This window comes from Hassallia byssoidea VB512170 (assembly GCF_000817785.2).
GTDB lineage: Bacteria > Cyanobacteriota > Cyanobacteriia > Cyanobacteriales > Nostocaceae > Hassallia > Hassallia carrinoi.
The window spans coordinates 18,217-39,808 of sequence record NZ_JTCM02000022.1 but is presented as its reverse complement, the minus strand read 5'-3'; the positions used below and the strand labels follow the sequence as shown (position 1 = coordinate 39,808).

Annotated in this window: 14 protein-coding genes, 1 tRNA gene and 1 pseudogene; 10 read left to right on the top strand and 6 right to left on the bottom strand. The window is 42.8% G+C overall.

Annotated features, from left to right (window positions below; genetic code table 11):
- The 3 genes from PI95_RS12545 to PI95_RS12535 all read right to left on the bottom strand — a co-directional run.
- Window positions 1–3,238, bottom strand: a 3,238-nt coding sequence (locus PI95_RS12545) for a WD40 domain-containing protein (RefSeq protein ID WP_201280421.1), incomplete at its 3' end; no start/stop codon positions are given.
- A 153-nt stretch (window positions 3,239–3,391) separates the two neighbouring features.
- Entirely contained in the window at window positions 3,392–5,092 is a 1,701-nt protein-coding gene (locus PI95_RS12540; protein WP_039741938.1) for an AAA-like domain-containing protein, read from the bottom strand.
- Window positions 5,093–5,339: 247 nt separating this feature from the next.
- Window positions 5,340–6,257 carry an alpha/beta fold hydrolase gene (locus tag PI95_RS12535; RefSeq protein ID WP_039741935.1) on the bottom strand — a complete coding sequence of 306 codons (918 nt, stop codon included), beginning with the start codon at window positions 6,255–6,257 and terminating at the stop codon, window positions 5,340–5,342.
- A gap of 114 nt (window positions 6,258–6,371) precedes the next feature.
- Here PI95_RS12535 and PI95_RS12530 point away from each other — a divergent pair, with 114 nt between their 5' ends.
- Both PI95_RS12530 and PI95_RS12525 read left to right on the top strand, forming a co-directional pair.
- Window positions 6,372–7,112 carry a Uma2 family endonuclease gene (locus tag PI95_RS12530; protein WP_039741932.1) on the top strand — a complete coding sequence of 247 codons (741 nt, stop codon included), beginning with the start codon at window positions 6,372–6,374 and terminating at the stop codon, window positions 7,110–7,112.
- A 202-nt stretch (window positions 7,113–7,314) separates the two neighbouring features.
- Entirely contained in the window at window positions 7,315–7,743 is a 429-nt protein-coding gene (locus tag PI95_RS12525; RefSeq protein WP_039741930.1) for a hypothetical protein, read from the top strand.
- Between the two features lie 392 nt (window positions 7,744–8,135).
- Here the strand turns inward: PI95_RS12525 and PI95_RS12520 are convergent, their stop codons facing one another.
- A complete protein-coding gene (locus tag PI95_RS12520) occupies window positions 8,136–8,600 on the bottom strand; it encodes a polysaccharide biosynthesis/export family protein (RefSeq protein WP_039741927.1) in 465 nt (154 codons plus the stop codon).
- 240 nt (window positions 8,601–8,840) lie between these two features.
- On the opposite strand from PI95_RS12520, the gene PI95_RS12515 reads away from it, so the two are divergent.
- Complete coding sequence (locus PI95_RS12515) at window positions 8,841–10,841, top strand: S-layer homology domain-containing protein (RefSeq protein ID WP_039741925.1); 2,001 nt, start codon at window positions 8,841–8,843, stop codon at window positions 10,839–10,841.
- Window positions 10,842–11,006: 165 nt separating this feature from the next.
- Here PI95_RS12515 and PI95_RS12510 read toward each other — a convergent pair whose 3' ends face one another.
- Window positions 11,007–12,053: a mechanosensitive ion channel family protein gene (locus PI95_RS12510; protein ID WP_039743888.1), complete on the bottom strand. Its 1,047-nt coding sequence runs from the start codon at window positions 12,051–12,053 to the stop codon at window positions 11,007–11,009.
- Window positions 12,054–12,292: 239 nt separating this feature from the next.
- Here PI95_RS12510 and PI95_RS12505 point away from each other — a divergent pair, with 239 nt between their 5' ends.
- From PI95_RS12505 to PI95_RS12475, 7 genes and pseudogenes are all read left to right on the top strand, one after another.
- On the top strand, window positions 12,293–13,210 hold the full coding sequence (locus tag PI95_RS12505) for a histone deacetylase family protein (protein WP_039741923.1): 918 nt from the start codon (window positions 12,293–12,295) through the stop codon (window positions 13,208–13,210).
- A 218-nt stretch (window positions 13,211–13,428) separates the two neighbouring features.
- On the top strand, window positions 13,429–14,895 hold the full coding sequence (locus tag PI95_RS12500; RefSeq protein ID WP_052324852.1) for a tyrosinase family protein: 1,467 nt from the start codon (window positions 13,429–13,431) through the stop codon (window positions 14,893–14,895).
- Window positions 14,896–14,936: 41 nt separating this feature from the next.
- A pseudogene (locus PI95_RS35895) lies at window positions 14,937–15,108 on the top strand (histone deacetylase); the annotation flags it as partial.
- A 216-nt stretch (window positions 15,109–15,324) separates the two neighbouring features.
- A complete protein-coding gene (gene gshA, locus PI95_RS12490; RefSeq protein ID WP_039741919.1) occupies window positions 15,325–16,464 on the top strand; it encodes a glutamate--cysteine ligase in 1,140 nt (379 codons plus the stop codon).
- Window positions 16,465–16,727: 263 nt separating this feature from the next.
- On the top strand, window positions 16,728–17,189 hold the full coding sequence (locus tag PI95_RS12485) for a tRNA (cytidine(34)-2'-O)-methyltransferase (protein ID WP_039741916.1): 462 nt from the start codon (window positions 16,728–16,730) through the stop codon (window positions 17,187–17,189).
- Window positions 17,190–18,096: 907 nt separating this feature from the next.
- Entirely contained in the window at window positions 18,097–20,358 is a 2,262-nt protein-coding gene (locus tag PI95_RS12480) for a peptidoglycan DD-metalloendopeptidase family protein (RefSeq protein ID WP_039741911.1), read from the top strand.
- A gap of 220 nt (window positions 20,359–20,578) precedes the next feature.
- Window positions 20,579–20,652, top strand: a tRNA-Met gene (locus PI95_RS12475).
- A gap of 58 nt (window positions 20,653–20,710) precedes the next feature.
- Here the strand turns inward: PI95_RS12475 and PI95_RS12470 are convergent.
- A complete protein-coding gene (locus PI95_RS12470; protein WP_039741909.1) occupies window positions 20,711–21,460 on the bottom strand; it encodes a Uma2 family endonuclease in 750 nt (249 codons plus the stop codon).
- Window positions 21,461–21,592 lie beyond the last annotated feature (132 nt).

Below are 21,592 nucleotides of genomic sequence, written 5' to 3'. Positions count from 1 at the left end.
CCCCCTTAAGGGTAGTAATTTCTTTTTTCGTATCAACATTCCACAGTTTGATGGTGTAGTCATCACTAGCAGAAGCTAGAGTTTTCCCATCCGGGCTAAAAGTAACGCTCCTGACTCCTTCACTATGCCCGTTGAGGGTAGTAATTTCTTTACCCGTGTCAACATTCCAAAGTTTGATGGTGTTGTCAGCACTAGCAGAAGCTAGAGTTTTCCCATCCGGGCTGAAAGTAACGCTCCAAACCGCACTACTATGCCCGTTGAGGGTAGTAATTTCTTTTTTCGTGTCAACATTCCACAGTTTGATGGTCTTGTCAGCACTAGCAGAAGCTAGAGTTTTCCCATCCGGACTGAAAGTAACGTTATTGACCGCATTACTATGCCCGTTGAGGGTAGTAATTTCTTTAGCCCTGTCAACATTCCACAATTTGATGGTCTTGTCCCAACTAGCAGAAGCTAGAGTTTTTCCATCGGGGCTGAAACTAGCGCTATAGACCCCTTCACCATGCCCCTTGAGAATAGTAATTTCTTTTTTCGTGTCAACATTCCACAGTTTGATGGTCTTGTCAGCACTAGCAGAAGCTAGAGTTTTCCCATCCGGGCTGAAAGTAGCGCTAATGACCCCATTATTATGCCCGTTGAGGGTAGTAATTTCTTTTTTCGTGTCAACATTCCACAGTTTGATGGTGTTGTCCCAATTAGCAGAAGCTAGAGTTTTCCCATCCGGGTTGAAAGTAACGCTCCTGACTCCATTATTATGCCGGTTGAGGGTAGTAATTTCTTTACCCGTGTCAACATTCCACAGTTTGATGGTTTTGTCAAGACTTGCAGAAGCTAGAGTTTTCCCATCCGGGCTGAAACTAGCGGTATTGACTTCTTCTGTATGCCCCTTGAGGGTAGTAATTTCTTTACCCGTGTCAACATTCCACAGTTTGATGGTGTAGTCATCACTAGCAGAAGCTAGAATTTTGCCATCCGGGCTGAAACTAGCGCTATTGACCGAACTACTATGCCCCTTAAGGGTAGTAATTTCTTTTTTCGTGTCAACATTCCACAGTTTGATGGTCTTATCAGCACTAGCAGAAGCTAGAATTTTGCCATTTGAGCTGAAAGTAACGCTCTTGACCGAATTATTATGCCCCTTGAGGGCAGTAATTTGTTTACCCGTGTCAACATTCCACAGTTTGATGGTCTTGTCAGCACTAGCAGAAGCTAGAATTTTGCCATCCGGGCTGAAACTAGCGCTATTGACTTCTTCAGTATGCCCGTTGAGGGTAGTAATTTCTTTACCCGTGTCAACATTCCATAGTTTGATGGTCTTGTCATCACTAGCAGAAGCTAGAATTTTGCCATCCGGGCTGAAACTAACGCTATTGACAGAATTCCTATGCCCTTCCAGGCGATTTTGTTCGCGAATCTTCGGCAAAATCATCTGCAAGCTAAATAAAGGACTGTAAGCCGGATAATCTGCCAAAGATTGTTTATCTTTAACCAAAGGTTTCAATTCTTTAGAAGCCCGCATTGCTGACACCAGCCCGTCGATTTCGTTTGAATCAAACTGTCGCAACGCATACGCTCCGTCTCGCTCCAGTTGCGTACCCTTTAGGGCATTTTGACGGGCTGTTTCTGCTTGTTGAGCAAATATCCCCGCAGCCACTGCCCCCACCAAAGTCACCCCTAAGACCACAGAACCGATGCAAATCCGTTGATTAGCTTTGCGATTTGCTTCTGCTAAAATCTGCTTTGCTTGTTCTTCTGCTTCCAGTCGCTTCTGAAAATCCCGCTTATCTAAATTCTGGCTAGCAGTAAAAAACTGATAATCCAAATCAGCCAAGCTTTTACCCGCAGCCCAACTTTGAGCATCCTGCAAAGCTTGTCCCCGCAACAAGCGCGACTCATCTTGATAATCAGAAGCAACCCAAGCATTTAATGCATCAGAGTAGGGACGCAGTTTTGCAAGTATTTTTTCACACCATTCTTGATTAAATACCTCGGCGTAAATGCGATTATAAATTCGCAGCTTGCCATCCCGTTTTACTACCAACCCCGTCAGCCGCAGTTCTGTTTGTTCGGGACTGTCATCGGCTAATATCTCTCCTTCGCCGAGATTTTGACCTAACCCCCCAGCCTGCTTCCCTTGTAGGGAAGGGGGAGCATCATTTCTCCCCTCCCCTTGCAGGGGAGGGGCTGGGGGAGAGGTCACAATTTGCTGACACAGCCCCAGTAAGCGCCCAGTTCGCTGTTCGCCACTGTGCATAATTCTGTCGCGAATCGTTCTCAGATGTTCTGGTTCATCCTGCGCTTCCCAATTGACGATAATCCGCTCTCTCACCACAGACTCGACAAAAGCTTGGGGATTTGGGATTTTAGATTGCTCTGCCTCTCCCTCTTTTGTACAGACGCGATTAATCGCGTCTCTACTTCCCCCCTCTCCCCCTCTCCCCTTCTCCCCCACGGCTGCTTGCAGTACTAATTTACAAACTTTTTGCGTTAAAAACGGCTGTCCACCCGTCCAGTCAAGCACCGCTTTCATCAACGTTTGCGGTTCACCCACCACCGCGAGTCCCTGTGCTAAAGGTTGTGCTTCCTCAAGCTGAAACCCAGTTAAATCAATTGCCCGACCAATATTAAAAGGTGTCCGGCGCTTATCTTGAATCAAATCGGCAGGGGTAGAAACTCCCAATAAAGCAAAAGTCAGGCGGTTGTACGCGCTCTTTTCTGCGCGACGGTTATAACAATCGCGGATGATGGCAAAAAAATCATCTGTCTTAAAGGGAAGGCTGAGGATACTGTCAATTTCATCAATAAAGATGACAATATTCTCGGTAATTGTGTTGAGCAAAACTGTCTCAATAAACTTGCCCAAACGCTGTACAAAAGGCAGCAAAGCGTTCTCAGTCCACCACTCGTCTAAATCAAAGCTTGTATAAATATTGAAACTGCCAACTATACTATCAATCACCCCGGCATACCATTGCTCCGGGGTAATATCAGATGTGCCAATAGATGTAATATCAATCACCGCACAGGCAAACCCTTCATCCTGCAACCGCTGCATTGTCTGCACCCGCAAGCTAGATTTACCCATCTGGCGCGAGTTGAGAACGTAACAAAAATCACCCGCCTTCAACGCTTCGTAAAGGTCTTCGTCAGCTTGGCGTTTGACATAGGTTTGGGCATCAGTCGGGAGACTGCCCCCAACTTGATATTCGTAGGCTGCGATCGCTTGAGGGTTTACCATTTATTAATTGATCGACTGGATAATGGTGATATCTTTTGCCTGAATAATTTGAACCATGTGTCTGTGGCTTTTATTTTAAGTAATATCATGTCCCTAGTTGGGAAACATATTGTAGAGACGTTCCGATGGAACGTCTCTACGACGGTTGCGGTGTTAATTTTTAATTCCCAAGCGATCGCCAAAATATTCACAATACAATTCACACAATGGCATCACCTCGTTCCCCTGAAATTTCACTAACCCCATACTGCGAAGTTTAAAAGCTTCTGCTGTTCCCACATCTACAGGACAATCTACCGATAGCACTTCCTTGAATGCGGCTAGTAATTGAGCATTTTCCTGCAAATTCAGCAAATGGCGGCGCAAATGGTCGCTGTAGGGTCCTTCCTCTGTCGGAGCGATTTGCTGAAGTTTTTCTAACGTCATCCTCCCTCGTGCAATTTGATACAAAGCTACCCGCGTTAAGTAAGGATGACCACCTACAAGCGTCATCAATTGCTCAACTTGTTCTCCAGTCCAATTAAGTCCATGTCGTTGCGTTAGTTCTTGCACCTGTGCTTGACTCAAGTCTGGCAATTCAATCGGCAATCCGACATTAAAAGGCGATTGATTAATATTCAGCGGGATGTAAACTTCTTGAGAATGCACAATTATTAACCTGAGCTTTTTCCAGACAGGATCGTTTTTTGCCCGTTCATGCCAAGCTCGTAATAGTCCAAAAAAATCATTAGCGATCGCCGGATGTTTGAACACCTCATCGACTTCATCCAAACCCAAAGCTACCGGGGTGTCAATAGAAGGTAATAAATATCTCTGAAAGTAATTTGTACATTTATTCTTACTACCCAAAACGCCTTTCCAATGTTCCTCCAGCTTCTCTGGTAATGAGAGCGCATCGGTAATACTCGCAGCAAACCATTGTAAAAATAGATCCAAATCGCCGAGCAATTCTCCATCCACTGACTGAAAGTTCACAAAAGCAGTTTTATAGCTTTGTTTGCTTGCGTGGTCGAGGATTCGCGTCATTAACGAACTTTTGCCCATTTGTCGGGGTGCTTTGACACGAATCAGCGCACCCGATTTGACAATAGCTTCATAACAATCTGTTTCAATCGGCGGGCGATCGATATAATAAGCAGAATCTAAAGGTATTTGCCCATCTGGTTGTTCTAAAGGAGATGCCGACTTATATATAATCTCTTCTGGCTTAGGCTTTGGCACTCGAACAGCTTCCCGATTTGAGGGTGAATTTTGCACCTTTGAATCTTGGTTCGGCTGTTGCTGTGGAGTAATTTTTTGATTGTTTTTGCTTTTGAGTACTGGGGTAGAAGATTCGGGAATGCCTTCTAAATCAATGTTCAGACAACCAAATTTATAAGCATCTTCATAGGATCTATCAGCACCAAGCGCGTCATAAAACCCTACAGCAAATTCAATTGCAGCGCGATCGCCTATTGCTCGATTCATCCCAATCACGTAATCAACGTGTTGGTAAATCGCTTGAGCTTGTGCCTCACTATAGCAAGCATTTAACAAGACACATTCTATACTGTCAAATAACTCAAATAGCCCTGCTAGTGTTTCAGTTTTCACCAGTTGCATTTGTCCTGAGTTATTCTCCAAAGCTAAACCTTGACTTCCCGCTCCATGTCCGCTAAAGTGGACTATCTCAGGTTTGTGATCCAACAAAGCACGCCGCAAATCGTTAGAACGCACTGCCCATTTGCAGATGATTTGAAATCGATCTCGGCTTCTGGAGCGTTCCAACCCTGCCTCAATTTCTCGTACTTCCTCATCCAGACGCAGCTGATTTGTATTCGTGGGATTTGCCGACAAAATCAGAATTTTCTTCACGATGCTATCATCTAATGAACACGGGCTTTCTACCTAGATGCAGTTTACTACACCCAACTTGCGATGAATTACTGATAGCACATTACTTAAATTTTAATATTTTCTCAATATGTTATTAAAAACACTGTAGTCAGCAGGTACTGTAATTGTCGGCAACTAAAGAAATTTCATTAATTTTGAGGAGTTCGTAGTGAGCGATTTATCGCTCAACTTCAAAAACTAAAGCTTTTACTACGAACTTTTACAACTACTCAAAACTAATGCGATCGCCCAAAGAGTGAAGCTGAAGAAGCCACTCGACAATTTGCGGATTTACCAAATCAGGTACTTCATCGTGGGGACAATGACCGGCGTTAGGAATAGGAACGATTTTGATTTCTTTGCCATTCTTACGTGCCTCCTCGTAAATCTTTGCCCCGGTGATTGGTGTCCAAGGATCATCTGCACCCCAAATTACCAACAAGGGACGCTTGACTTTGGGTAAGAGTACCGCAGGAGATGGACCTGGAGGTGCTGTGAGGATAGAAGCGAAAACTTGTTGCGCTCCCGGATCGCAAGAGGGAGCGTAAAGTAAATCGACTAATTCATCAGTCACGGCTTGGCGATCGCGATAAACTTGATATAATGTCCGGCGAATTTGTTCCTTTTGACGGATGCGATTAAAAACAAATTTGCCTGAAATTGGATGACCCACTAATCTGTTAAACGTTGACATGACAATGCGTAACGGTGGGTTCAATTCATGAGGACGATGACTCAAACCACCCGCAGAGTTAATCAAAATACCACCAGCGGCAATTTCCGGATGTTCTGCCACCACCATCAAGCTTAAAAGTGCGCCGATAGAGTTACCGATAAATACCGCAGGTTCGCTAATATGCGCTGTGCAAAAATCCTTAACTAATTCCACCCATACTTCTAAGGTGTAATTCAACGGGGGCTTATCAGAACCACCGAAACCCAACAAATCAATCGCAAATACTTGATACCCTGCTGCTGCTAAAACCGGGATATTTTTCCGCCAATGTCCAATCGAAGCACCAAAGCCATGAATCAGGACGAGCGGGCGACCTGTACCCATGACGGTATACTGAATTTTATAGCCCTTCCAAGTCCAGAAGAGTTTTTCAAAGGTCGCTGTTGTTAGCTGGTTAATTAGAGTCATTATTAATATTTGTAAAGTGTTTCTTAAATTAATAGTAATATTCTCTGACGTATATCGGTTAACAACAAAATGCTATTTTTGAATTAATTCCAATTGAGTTGAAATATTTGCCCTATGACTGTTTCTGCCAACCAACTCAAGACAGAGATTACCTACTCTATCTACCCCATCTCTGACGGTAAACCGATGGCGGAGAGCGACTCAGCACGCGATTATCTGATTTATGGTGTTGAAGCCCTAAACATTTATTTCCAAGACCGAGATGATGTTTATGTATCAGGGAATCTGTTCATTTATTACAAAAAGGGTGTCCCAAGTGCGGTAATTGCTCCCGATGTGTTTGTGGTGTTTGGGGTAGAGAAGAAAAAGCGTCTGAGTTACAAAGTTTGGCAAGAAGCAGGTAAAGTCCCTAATTTTGTTTTAGAAATCACTTCCGCAGCTACTCAAGAAAATGACGAAACCGAAAAACCTCTGAAGTATGCGGCTTTGGGCGTGCAAGAATACTTTCAGTATGACCCGACTGGGGATTATCTGACACCACAACTCAAGGGTTCGCGTTTGGTTGAGGGCAAATATCAAGTAATTTCCCCAAATGATTTACCTGATGGGGTTTTGTCAATTCACAGCGAACAATTAAGTTTAGATTTACGGCTAATTGACGGAGAATTGCGCTTCTACGATCCCCGTACTGGAAAGAAACTCTTGAGTTATCAAGAAACGGAACAAGCGCGACAACAAGCAGAACAAGCGCGACGAGATGCAATACCTCGATTGTTGGAATTGGGATTGAGTGTGGAGCAGATTGCAGCCGCTCTGAGCTTAGGTGTGGAGGAAGTTAGGCACTTGGTTCTGTGAATAATAGAGCGATCGCTAAATCAATTGCATTAGTCGAGTGCAGAAGCTAACAAAAATGGGAAAGGATAGGGATTGAAGAGATTGAAATTTTCTTTATCCTCTAATCTTTATTTATAAGAGTGCAAAAGCTACTTTTGTAAGATGTTTCATGATATAAACGTGGGCAAGAGATTATAGCCAACAGGTAATTTCAAATCGAGTTATGAATCCAACCGGACGCTCCATAGAACTTGGCGAAATTATCATCATTGTGATTGTTCTAGTGCTGAAGCTGGTTTCCTACTTCTTCATATTCTTTTTGATTAACATCAAGAGCTTTTTATATCCCTATACTGACATTGGTGGTTCTCTTGATCCATATGTCGTAGATTTAGATGTATTAGATGCTACGAGACTTTTGTCTATTATCAGCTTTATATGTGAGTTATTGTCTAGTTCTATTTCGTTGTGTATGTTTCGTGTAAATAATTCAGCTAAAATTCTTAAACTGATTTTTATGATTCTGATGATGACTTCAGTCATAGAAATGTTATTTTGTGGTTATCGGTTTATAGAGCTAAAAAATCTTTCTGACTCATTAGTCAGTTGTGACAAATTTGCAGGCAATAGCCCTGGTTGTTATATACCGTAGATCCCTAATGAGCGCGTAGTAAAGCGTCAGTTTCCAAACAGTAAGTAAGTCGGCGTGAAAAAACCAAACTATGTAAAGATAAATAAATACGGACAATGCACCTACCGAGGTTATTGAAATATGGGGGTTCGTTTAAGGGTCTTTCTGACTCGTAAACAATATAAAACCTAAACCTGAGAACAGCAGAACAAGCACGACAGCAAGCAGAACAAGCGCGACGAGATGCAATACCTCGATTGTTGGAATTGGGATTGAGTATAGAACAGATTGCAGCTGCTCTGAGCTTAAGTGTGGAGGAAGTTAGGCATTTGGTTGTGTGAATAATAGAGCGATCGCGCACAAACATCTACTCGATAATAGAGCGATCGCTTTATCAATTTAGATTAGCGCAATCATGATTCGGCGTGCATTACTACAACAGCATCGCCTTCTTGCAAGCTTATATCCTGGCTCAAATCTCCTTCTGACAAGTACTTATAGATATTTACGTTGATAATAGTTGGTTCTGAACTATTATTAATTCGTCGGCGAACTTGAACCTGCCGAACATCCGCATGAACTGTTATCCCTCCAGCTATCTGAATGGCTCGAATTACAGTAGGTAACTGCTGTTTCGACACAGAACTCCCATCGGTTTGGGTTGCAACGCCAAGAAAATAACCTCCAGGACGCTGCACTTCACCGATGACCGCAATATGGATACTCTGTATTCTTTTTGGTTGAGTGTTGGGTTGAGCCTGACTCAAATAGTGTGTATGTGAAGTGGCATCAACAATAGGAGCAGCTAACGTCGGAATAACCATCATAGACACTGACAAAGTAGCACCTAAAAGCCCTATCCCAGGAAGGTATTGCATGAGAGTTGCTCTGAAAAATATAAAATTCTATGACTTATTTTGACGACTGGCACCGATTTATTCAAGTTCCTAGTTTTTACTTAGCAGCAAAAGTGACTGTTCTATCTCCTGAGAAAGTACAGTTTTGTTAAGTTTCCTAAAGTATTTGTTTAAATGTTAGTTTCTCACCTCCCACGGGATTAATAGCTGAGGGAAGATTTCTTCCCATTAAACTTTTTACCCGGTTGGTGGGGTTGTGAGATGACAAACTTTAATCATAGTTACTTAACTCATTTTGGCAAAGTCTTTTTTGCTGCTGCTTACCTGGCAATAACTTCGCCAATGGCTTATGCTGCTTCAGGGTTCTCTACCACCACCGAACAAACACTGAATAATTCCCCAAGTCAACAACTTGTGGCAAGCGACGAAGCAGAGGATTTGCCTTTATCTGTCAAATCAGCGGTTTTACAAGACATATCCCAGCGTGCAGAAGTAGAAATGTCTGCCTTGCGCGTTGTTAAGGCGCAAAAGCAAAGTTGGTCAAATGGCTGTTTGGGTTTAGAATCAGATGCAATTTGCACTTCTTCTATAGTTCCAGGTTGGCAAGTAGTTGTTGCCAATGAACAGCAAATGTGGGTGTATCGCACTGACGAATCGGGAAAAGTCGCCAAGCTGGATGAAAAATCAACTCAAGCTGTGACTGCTACGATGATGCGGCAGACTTCTACGACTGCACAAACTAGCAGTCGTACTACTGTCCAGCGACGCACTCAAACTATGACTGTACGACGCAGTACTCAAGTTAGCGCTGCTAGTGTTTCTTCTGTGAAGGCAAAAACAAAAGGTTTTAGCCTTGCGATTTGGCAACCATCTGGTAACTTTTCGGAAGTAATTACTCGCATATCCATCAAGCCCAAACGTGGCAAAGGTTACTTAAAAGAGCGATTTTTGGGTGATTACAAATGCAAGATTAAACAAAAGGCGAAATTTGTTAATGGATTCAAAGCAGGCGATCGCATTGTTATACGCTTGTACGATACCCAAAATCGCTTTATTGGCTACAGTGAATTTGAAGCTTTATCGGCAAACACAACGGTTAACCTGATTTTGTCGTCAAACCCAACAGAATACAAAGTTGTTCGCACTGTCTACGGTGTTGATGCAGACATGAACGGCATAATTGACGCGGGTACTATTACTTATGATTATTTCACCCAAGTGAATAATCAAAGTGTCAGCTTCCTCAGCAGTTCTCGAACAATCAAAGTTAGCCAATTTCAAGCACAAGGTTTATCGATTGCAGCAAATAGCGTTTATCCCGCAACATTTACCAAAGGTGAGTTTGCTGTCGTGCGTCAATCAATGAGTGCCTTTAGTTCCAGTTTAGCAGCGGCTTTAAAAGTTGCTCCTGGCAGTTTGGTACAGGTGAATGATGTTAGCGATAACTCTAACTTTGACCTCGCGCAGATGATGATGGAATATCGAGAGGTAGGAGTAGCTAACGGTATCCAAGTCAAGTTTTCTGACGTACCGACAAATTATTGGGCAAAAGATTTTATTGCTGAGTTAGCAGCGATGGAAGTTCTCGAAGGTTTTCCTGATGGGACTTTCCGTCCAGATGAACAAGTGACTCGCGCTCAATTTGCGGCGATGATTAGTCAAGCCTTTGAAAAGGTAAAAATCCGCAATGCCATTAAATTTAATGATGTTTCTAGTAAATATTGGGCTTACAATGCGATTCGCGAAGCTTATGCAACTGGCTTTTTAACGTCTTCTGGCAATCAGTTTAACCCTACCGCTAACCTTTCTCGCCTGGAAATTTTGCTTTCAATCGCACGCGGACTCAACTATACTTTCAGTGGTTCCACGGATACGATTTTAGCAGCTTACACCGATGCTAGCAGCATTCGTAGTGATGTTAGGCAGGCGATCGCTGCACTAACCCAACGAGGTATCGTAGTCAATTATCCAAATATCGAGTCTATCAATGCTGAAAAGGTAGCAACGAGAGCAGAAGTCTCTGCATTGCTATATAAAGCATTAGTTAGCACCGGTGATGTTGCAGATATATCCTCGCAGTATGCTGTGGGACAAAAAGAACAACCGCAAGTTGAGGAACGTGCTGAAGTTGAGGGCAAAAAACCTCGTCAACATTGTAACCAAGGAATCGGCAATGGTGCTGAGGGCTGCGACCCAGGTAATTCTCATCCGCATGGTGGTAGCAACGACGAAGGGGGACGAACTCCAGGCGGTAAAAAGTAATACGACTCGTTTGTCGTAGAGGCTGACAAGACAAAGACAAAAGGTAAAGGGTAAAATTTATTACCTTTTACCTTTTTTTTACAGGTTTTATATCATATCATGCAGTAGAGACGTTCCGCCGGAACGTCTTTACAATACAATATGTGTGATTTGCCGAACAGGATATTATTCCCCTGTTAACACTCCGTTACCATTTTTTGTTTGATTAGCTTGTGTATAAACTTCTCTAATCGGAAAGGGAATTTTAATGCCTTCTTCCTGATACTTTTTATGCAATTGCTTAATAAATTTGTGTTTAGCAATGCGTTGGTCAAAGAATTCGTTCACCCGCATAAATACCGTAAAATCAATACTTGAATCTCCAAAAGTATGAAATCTGATAAACGGTTCGTTTTCTACTAAGTCGGGTGAAACTTCTTGCATTACTTTTTTTGCAACTTCTACAGTTACTCTTTCAACTTGCTCAAGGTCGCTCTCGTAATCTACACCAACATTAATCGTTAATGTAATTTCCTTAACTGGTAGATGGTAATTAGTAAAAATCGCCGAGGCAAGTTTAGAATTAGGGACAATTATCACATTATTTGAAAGCTCTTTTATCGTAGTATTGCGCCATGTAATATCTGTAATATATCCTTCGTGTTTATCTTCTAATTTTACATAGTCTCCGGTTCTAACTTGCTTAGAAATAATTAAATAAACACCGGAAAATAAATTTGCAAGTGTATCTTGAAGTGCCAAACCAACTGCTAAACCACCAATTCCTAAAGTGGTAAGTATCGGTGTAATTTGAACGCCAATCGTTTGTAATATGATTAATGTTCCTAAAATTAAAATGGTAGTTGTGGCAAGGTTAGAAAGTAGTGATGCAGAAACTCCTTGTGTTCTCCGACTATATAATCTAACAAAACCAGCAATCAGTCGGGCAATAACTAACGTAATTGAATACAAAAAAACAATTGTCAGGATTGTTTGCAATACGTCGGCAATATCTGGTATTAAGCTGCGATAAGCACGAATTGCCCCATAAAATCCACCTAGTACAAACCAAGTAAAGGTGATGCGTTGTAAGGAGCGAAATAATATTTCATTACCTGGCAGCCGTTGGCGAAAGACAAATGTTTTCAATTTATTAAAAACGATTTTTTCCGCAATTATTCCAGCTAGTAAGCCAGCTAAAATAAATCCCAGCGGTAGAATCCATTGCATCAACATAAGCAAATCCCAATTTCAAGAAGATTATGAATTGTGTCTGGAAGATTTTCAATTTGTGAATTTCAATTCAATGCCTCCGTAATTGTGACGTTATAACCAATTTTCTCGACACTTAGGTTTATTTGCTACTTGACTGTGTTTGGTTACAGTTTAAATTATACTTGGCTGAGTCAAAGAGCAATTATCACAGTTTAGGTAGTTGGCATTATGGGCGGTTAAAACTGAAACTTAATTATATGGACTTGCCAATTATTTATCACCCAGATTACGTTGCACCGCTACCTGAAGGACATCGCTTTCCGATGTTAAAGTTCCGGCAATTATACCAACTGCTGTTAGCTGACGGTGTGGCACAATTACAACAATTCCACATCCCGGAATCTGGGCACCCTGAGTTAATAGAGTTAGTTCACACCTGTGAATACGTTCAAGCTTACTGTAACGGAACGCTAGACCCAAAAGCACAACGACGCATTGGTTTACCTTGGAGTCCGGCGCTGGTAAATCGTACTTGTGTGGCGGTAGGTGGTACAATACTTACGGCTAAACTCGCACTAACTCACGGTTTGGCGTGTAATACTGCTGGTGGTACTCATCACGCCTTTCCCAGTTATGGATCTGGTTTTTGTATTTTCAATGATTTAGCGATCGCCTGTCGCGTCCTCCAGCAACTCAAACTTGCCAAAAAAATCCTGATTGTCGATTTAGATGTCCATCAAGGTGACGGCACCGCTTTTATCTTTCAAGATGACGACAGTGTTTTTACTTTCTCGATGCACTGCGAAGTCAATTTTCCCGGTACTAAACAAAAAAGCGATCTTGATGTTCCTTTACCGATAGGAATGGAAGATAATGCTTATTTGCAGACCTTGGCAAATTACTTACCAGATTTATTGTCAGATGTCAAGCCAGATTTGATTTTATATGATGCTGGTGTCGATCCGCATGTAGGCGATCGCTTAGGAAAATTAGCTTTAACTGATACGGGCATTTTCCGCCGGGAAATGCAGGTTTTGAGTACCTGTGTAGCTGCGGGGTATCCCGTCGCCTGCGTTATTGGTGGCGGTTATGCGGATGATATGAAATCGCTTGTTTGGCGTCACTCTTTAGTGCATCGTGCTGCTAATCAGATTTACCAGCAGTATCGACTTTAAGGGATTTTAGTAAGTATCCGCTCAAGTAATTTCTAACCGATTTTCAAAAAACAAATGTCGGTGAGAGAAAGCGGCTTTTGCACTATTTGCGAAAGAATAGAGAGATTTTCCAACAGATTTTATATTGCGAGCGACTCAATTTAATGTCAATTTATATACTTAGGCTACATAGCTTTTAGTCGAGTACGTAGAAAATTTTGGCATATATAACGTAGATTATGAAAATTATCAAAACAGCAATTATTGCTGGTATGGTTGCTTGTGCGATCGTGTTTGGAACTCCAGCACTTTCCCATATTGTTGAACATCATGAGTATAAGCAAGCATCAAATCCGATGCTCAATAACGGTTCTAATACCGTGTCAGCATTTCATTACCATAATGCAATTCATTCCTCTACCGACGCTGATTCTGCTCTTGTTCCCGCAAACAGCAAGCGTCTTATTTGGAAAAATAAAGCTTTTGGAGCGATTGTTAGAAAGAATGTTGTTGACCTTACCCCAAAAGAGAAACAGGCATTCGTTAATGCTGTGCGGGCATTAAAAAATATTGTACCAAAGGGTAGCCGTACTAATATCTATGACCAGTTTGTTGCAGTGCATGTGGGAGCAATGGGTTTAATGTACGATGATGCCCAAGGTCCTGCTGCCGGACATGATGGTGCCCATGAAAGCGCTATATTGCTACCGTGGCATCGTGAGTTGGTATACCGATTTGAAAAAGCCTTGCAATCAGTAAACCCCAATGTAACGATTCCCTACTGGGATTGGACAGACCCTAAGGCGTTGTCCGTTATCTTTAGTGATGATTTTATGGGACCAAATGGTGAAGGAGTAACCCTCAACATCCCGGTTATCGAAGGTGGATTTGCTGTGTCGCTTGGTGATGGTCAACAACCAAACTTCAACTTTCCGGGTTCAGGTAATGAAGGGGGATCTGATATGTCGCTTGGTGACGGTCAACAAGCAAACCCCAACATCCAGACGGTTAGTGTTCAAGGCGGACCTGTTCAGTCTGGTCCTTTTTCAGCAGCTAGTGGATGGACTGTGAACCCAGACTTACATTTCAAGTCGTCATCAAAAGAAACATTTGGCAATCAAATCTTACGCTTTCTGCAAGTGCCTCCGACAAATAATTACCCTGTTCCTAAAGAAGATATAGAGCAAGTCCTTGCCATTGACAACTATGAAGCTTTTCGCCCAGCTTTAGAAGGTTTTGTCAAAGTAGATAGCTCTACTGGACAACAAACGCCTGGAGTCTATTTGCATAACTATTTTCATAGCTTGGTTGGTGGAGGTACTTTTGACCCTGCTGTAGGTCGTCCTGAAGCTCTAGGCACAATGACTGACCTTACTACTTCTATCAACGATCCAGTATTTTGGCTAGTTCATTCCAATGTAGATCGCCTTTGGGCTGAATGGCAGGCAAGTGGGCATGAAGGTAGCGATTATTATCCAAAAGAAGGTGGACATTATGGAGAGAATCTTAACGACCGGATGTGGCCTTGGGACGGAGGTGAGTCTACACCAGCGAATGGGGGTCCAGGGGATTCGTTATCCTTACTACCTGTTTTTTCAGCAAATGATATTGTCACACCAAGAGACACTCTGGATTTCAGAAAGTATCGCTATACCTATGACACCCTTATTTTTCCGGTTCGCAAACCTACGAGTGAAAATAAATAGTCACTAACAAGCACATAAGTTAGGGAAAGTATTCGCCTCTGTACGATACTAGTGTTGACCCTCATGTAGGCGGCTTGGGAAAATTAGCTTTAACTGATAGTGGCATTTTCCGCCGGGAAATGCCGATTTTTCCTTACTTGTGTAGCAGCTGGTTATCCCGTCGCCTGCGTTATCGGTGGCGGGTACGCTGATGATATGAAGTCGCTTGTGTAGCGTCACTCGAAGAGTGCATCACTCGAAGAGTCAGATTTATCAGCAGTATCGCCTCTAACAAAAGGAGGAGATATAAACATTTACATGTCTACCGATCCCTAGATGTTTTTGATTTATTTTTAGAAGATTCTTAATAGTTAATTAACTATCACGTCTGAGTAAAAAATCGTATTATTAGATACAATTTATAAGCTATAAGAGGCGAGGAGAAGTAAAGTGGTGCTATCAAAAGGCTTTGAGATTGAGATGTACACAGGCACGCCTCAAGGAGAAATTGTCGGACTCTCCGACAAAATTGTGGCATCTTTAGATGGATTTGTGCGGGAGCCAGATAGCCGGAATGTGGAATATATAACCGCACCATCTGACAATTATGAGCAGCTATTGTGCGCTTTGTTGCGTCCGAGGCAGCAGCTGCGTAATTACCTCAAACAATTGGGCAATTACACGCTGATTCCCGGAAGTACTTTATCTTTAAGTGGTAGCGATCGCTTTTATCGTTCTGACCCCAACAATCCATACCACGATTACATTGAGCAAACCTACGGGACCAAAGTCGTCACCGCTAGCGTTCACATCAATGTCGGCATCAGCGACCCGGAATTATTAATGCGGGCATGTCGAATTATCCGCTTAGAAGCGCCTTTGTATTTAGCTTTAAGTGCCTCGTCTCCCTTTATCGATGGCAAAGCAACCGGGTATCACTCCACCCGTTGGGGCTTATTCCCGCAAACACCTGAAAAAGTGCCGTTATTTGCCAGCCACGCTCATCATATCGAATGGGTGGAAAATCAATTAGAGAAAGGTACAATGCAAAATGTTCGTCATTTGTGGGTATCGGTACGACCAAATGGCGATCGCCGTCCTTACGATTTAAATCGCTTAGAACTGCGAATTTGCGACTTAGTAACAGATCCGATCGCTTTACTAGCAATTACCGCCTTGCTAGAAGCGCGTTTATTACAGATAATAGAAAATCCGCATCTCGATCCGCTTACCCAAAGCAACTTCTCACCTGAAGAATTAATAACCCTCACAGCAAGCAACGAAGCAGCAGCAGCGTCTCTTAGCCTCGATGCTCAACTAATACATTGGCTTGATGGCAGAAGCATTCTAGCCAGAGATTGGATTGCCGAATTAAGTAATGAAGTTTCGGCGATCGCCAAACGTCATGGCTTTGGCTGTTTCCTTTCGCCCTTACAAAAAATACTCCGCGAAGGCAATGAGGCTCAACAGTGGCTGCAACTGCATTCTGTAGGTTTTGATACGACTTGCGTCATGACCCAGGCTATTCGTGCCACGCGAGAACGAGAAATTGAACTAGAAAACAAATTGTGTTCCTCTTTAGTGACTTAAGACTGCACCTTCTGTGTGGAAGTAAGTGATTAATTGCTCTGAAAAGAAAAAAAATCAGCTTCTTTACATAAAATTTAATATTTCTTCATAAAAGCAAAAAAAACTCCCAGATATTCCTCTGGGAGGATTATTATTTTGTTTTAAATATCTAATCATTGGTATTCCTGGAGAAATATTAATAAAAGTTATATATAAAGAGGATATATACGTAGAAATGGCAGTTGGAATACATAGTTTGTTTGTATACATTTATCCGCTCGCAAATGCCTCAGGTAGTTTTAGTTAATCCGCAAATTCCTCCGAACACAGGTAATATAGCCCGTACTTGTGCAGCTACGGGTACTGAATTACATTTGGTAGGACCATTGGGCTTTGAAATTAGCGATCGCTATTTAAAAAGGGCAGGTTTAGATTACTGGCCCTATGTAAAGCTACACTGTCACGAATCTCTAGAAGCGTTTGAGGTTGTACATCAGCAGCGTGGTGGTAGATGCTTGGGCTTTAGCGTTTATGGTAGTTTTAATTATGCAAACTTTCAGTTTCAAGCTTCGGACTGGCTGTTATTTGGCAGTGAAACTACTGGCTTACCGTCAACAGTTTTGTCTACTTGCGATGCTACTCTGCATATTCCTATGTTCGAGAAGAATGTTCGCAGCTTGAATCTTTCAGTAAGTGTTGCCGTGAGTCTGTTTGAAGCCCGTCGTCAGTTAGGCTATTTACAGTAAGCGCGACCAAAAAAGGATAAAGTATGTTTACCTAGGTTGCCGCGAACATACTTAAATTAGTATCATAAGTCTTATTTGAGATACACTTAAGTAGCGGTAATTCATGAATTACCGCTACTGTATAATGTGCCTGCACAATTATTTTTGCGTAAGTCCTAACTTATATAGATTGCCAAGAAAATCATTTTTTTAAGGAAAAATTCTTGTTTTTCTTAAACAACAATGTTAAGTAGTATACTTTTAAAAGATTTGTGAACAAATTATAGTGAAAAATACTTACGAATTTGGGTAGGCTTATATAAGAAATTTGTATATAAAGTTGGAGTGGGTGTCCGACCTGAATGATAGTTTTTCATGAACTTGAAGTTATATGCTTTTGGGAACAAAAGCGGTGGAGGCTTGTCTTCTAATGCATTTGAGCTATTTTTGCTAAAAAAGTGATATTTGAACAGCAAAAAACGGCGTGCGAGTTTATACGGTTGTATTTTAGGGAAGAATCAACGTAAAGTCTCGTGTTGGGAAGGCGGATTGGGTGCAGAAATCTAGAAGATATCTACAGTAGGGGGCATCGCTTTTGTTTGAAGTCTGAGCTCATAATCTGGCGAACGAGCGCGAATTTTTACTTATGATAAAGCGCGATTTTAAGCAAGATAGACACTCATTCAACGATCTAAAAGCATATATTCCCAGGTGTAGAGGAGTCGAACGGACAAGTAAGCACAGCAACTTGAAATTTTGCTGCTTCGCGTAATGAACTTGTCGAAATCAGAGAAGCAAGATAATCTTGCGTAAGTATCTCTGGTGAGTGTGATCTTGATCTGTGATTCAATGTGATCTAGATCATTGACTAGTATCCGAATTAAAGATCGAGGTCAGTTAAGCGCTAGTAGATCATAGGAGGTCGTCTTTGAAACGAGCATTAAAGGAGAAAGTGAAGGCTGTGCTTGAAAATCCCCCCAGTGATGATGCCCCAGTGGAACAGCTAAACGTGGTTAATCCATACGTTAATCGTCAAGTACGGACAAAAGCCGCCATGATTGGTTTGGCAATTTCAATGGGAGCTACCAGCCTCCTGGTGACTCGGCAAGGCGACCAAGCCCAAGCAGCAGCTCCTGTAGGCAATCAAAACACAGCCTCAACGATTTCTGCTGCTCCTAACACCGAGGTGAAATTTGCACCCACGCCAAAACTGGAATATCAAGCCGTTTCATCAGTAAGCGTGCCGGAAAGTCCTCGGATCGTGCAACCAACAGCAATTTCACAAGTGCCTGGGCTTCAAGCTAAATTGGAACTTGCTGCACCTGTGGTAGCGAGAACAACTACCACAATTCAACAGCCGGTCAATTTTCAGCCACAAGTCGCACAGAAAGAAAGCATACCCAAGAGTTATGCTGACAAGCAAAGCGATCGCAATGGAATTGCTGGCGCTCAAAGCATATCAAAGTTGAATGCCCAACCACAAACAGTAGTTTCGGCATCGATTGCTAACAGCTCGTCAGTTAATTCTCAACTGAGGGCACAGCAAGACTTTGCAATCAATCGCTTACAAGAAAAATCGAACCGTTTAAGAAGAAGTCTGGCCCAGTTGCGGTCTGAGGAGACCAAATTATCACAAGCAACAAACTCGGTAGCACCAACGATTGCGGTGGAAAAAACACCACAGTTGAACGCAAATAACACTGCACTACAGCCATCGAAAAATGCAACCGGTGATAGCGTTGCAAGCCTCGTATCGAGGTTAAAGCAGGCAAAGGTAGGAAATGCGCCTACAGGTGCGACAAACCCACGCCTGACGCCATCTCCAACAGCTTACGAAGTTAAGCCTGGAGATACATTAGGAGCAAGAGCAAGCGATCGCGGTACTTCAGTCTCAGAAATAATCAAGAATAATAATCTCAACAATCCCAACGAACTGCGAATCAATCAAAAACTCACAGTTCCGGTTGCCGAAAACCCCAGTACTGCCATCAAGCCAATCGCACCAGTTACTCCCGTGCAGTCTGGCAGTGCCCCTGAGATTGTTACGCCATCATTCCCGCTTAATGCTGGCTTAACTCCTTCTGAGCCTTCACAGCCATCAGTCGCGGCTAACAACAGCAGTGTTACCATCCCGACAGCAGTAATTTCTGACAACCAGATTCAAGCAACTGCGATTAAGCCCACAACAGACCTCACCACAGCCCCCGCTTACGGCATCGGTGGTGACAGCCCAATCCCACAAAAGTTGAATCAGGTGCAACTGGCGAAAAAACCGCCAGAGGTAACACGGGCAAAAAATAATAATCCGCGCCTGCGTAGCTTACAAGACGAAATTGAGAGATTGCGGACGAAATACCGCGCTCAAGAAACTGGTAACGTAATCGTACCTACAGAATCCCCAAGCAACGAAGCTGCGGTACAGATTCCTGTTTCTCGACCAGATAATTTCCCGGTGTCAAATCCGGTTACTAGAGTGAATAATGTTGCGGTGCCCATCCCCGTTCCTAGACCGATGGCACCTAACTATATAGCTCAACCTCAGCCTCAATTCCGTGCGACTGGCTCGAACAACGACTCAGTTAATCCAGACTTCTTTTTTATTAATCAAACATCACGTCAGTCGAATCCTAGCGGCAACAGACCAAGTGTGAGAATTGCTACACCTCCTGTTGGTGTTGATGCTTCTGCATCTCTTGGAGCAATGCGGGGAAGAACAGTTTCTCCAGATTTACCGCCTTTAACAGCAGCAGTCGATAGATACTTACCCAGAGCGATTGACCCGACCATGCCCGCTCCGTCTACAATGACCACTGCTTATATTTGGCCCGCCAAGGGTGTCTTAACCTCTGGCTTTGGGCAGCGTTGGGGACGTCCGCACAAAGGTATTGACGTTGCTAATGGTACAGGCACACCAATATACGCATCGGCTGACGGTGTAATTGAAAAAGCTGGCTGGAATAGGGGTGGCTACGGCAATGTTGTCGATATCCGCCATAACGATGGCAGCATGACTCGCTACGGTCACAACAGCAAAATTCTGGTGCAGGCAGGTCAACAAGTCCACCAAGGTGACACAATTGCTTTAATGGGCAGCACAGGCTTTAGTACTGGTCCACACAGCCACTTTGAAATTCATCCATCAGGCAGGGGTGCTGTTAATCCAATAGCCTTGTTACCCCCTCGCGTGTAGTTCCTGGCTGTCTTTTTGGTTAAGAAGGTAAATCTATGAACGCTTTTCATTACCGCTACTAGAGAGTAATGAGCCGGGAGTGGTGAACATTTTATTTCCTACTCCCTCATCTCTAATTACCTAAAATTTCTCTTTGCCTTGATTTTGCAAAAATATTTGAGTTAAATGCTAGCCATGACAAAATTTTTCTGCTATATTTAGAAAGGCATTGAGAAAATATGGCTCAGTAGCTCAGTTGGTTAGAGCGTGGGACTCATAAGCCTGAGGTCGTGTGTTCGAGTCACACCTGAGCCATTGAAAAACATCATAGTAGAGACGTTCCGCCGGAACGTCTCTACTGTTTTTTCCTATCTTAAATTTCCGGTTCTACTCCCAGCGCTCTTAATTGTTCTGCCAATCTTTCTGCACGCTGGCGTTCTTGTTCTGCTTGTTGTTGAGCTGCGTCTTTCTCTTGCCGTTCTTTCACTGCTAACTCCAAACCCCACAGTAATAATTCTCCGTCTTCATCCCACCAACGCAACCAATAGCCTGTACGGTTTTCTCGGCTTCCTTGCCAGATGCCCAAAAACAAATTTATTTCAGCAATCCAGTAACGATTATTCTCATTTGGTGGTTGCAATTGATAATGCCCGGAATTATCTAGCTGATAAACTTCTAACGTTCCTGCTTCTGGCTCAAAAATCGTATAGTTAGGAACTTTTAAAACTTGCTCGTAATAAAACCATTTACCAGGCGGATAAGTTGGTTTGCTAGAATATTCTCCACCTTCGGTATCCGAGAGAAATTCCATTACAATCGCGGGAATATCGCCTTGAAGTTGTGGAGTATAGCTACGCTTAACTTCTTCTCGCGACACTCGAATCGATGGCACGTAGCCCCAATCCGGTGCTTTGACAACTATTTTATTATTCAAGGTGGCACAAATGCCGTAGTTACTTGTGGTTAAGGCATTTGTGGGCAGTTTTCCGGCAAGTTCCAAGCTTTCTGTTAAAGCGGCAGCTAGAAGTGGCTGATTAATATTGTCCACTGGCTCGTCGTCTAAAACAAAATCATCTGGTAGCTTTTCCCAAGTAATTTCATGAGTGGCTGCAAACGCTTGCATAATAAACTACTTTTTGCGATTGTTTTAATGTCGGCGGGTAACAATCTGGCATTGCAACTTATTATAACTAGATAGCGATCGCCATGAATCCGCTTATCAAGAGACATGATAACCAATAAGACAGCAGTACGA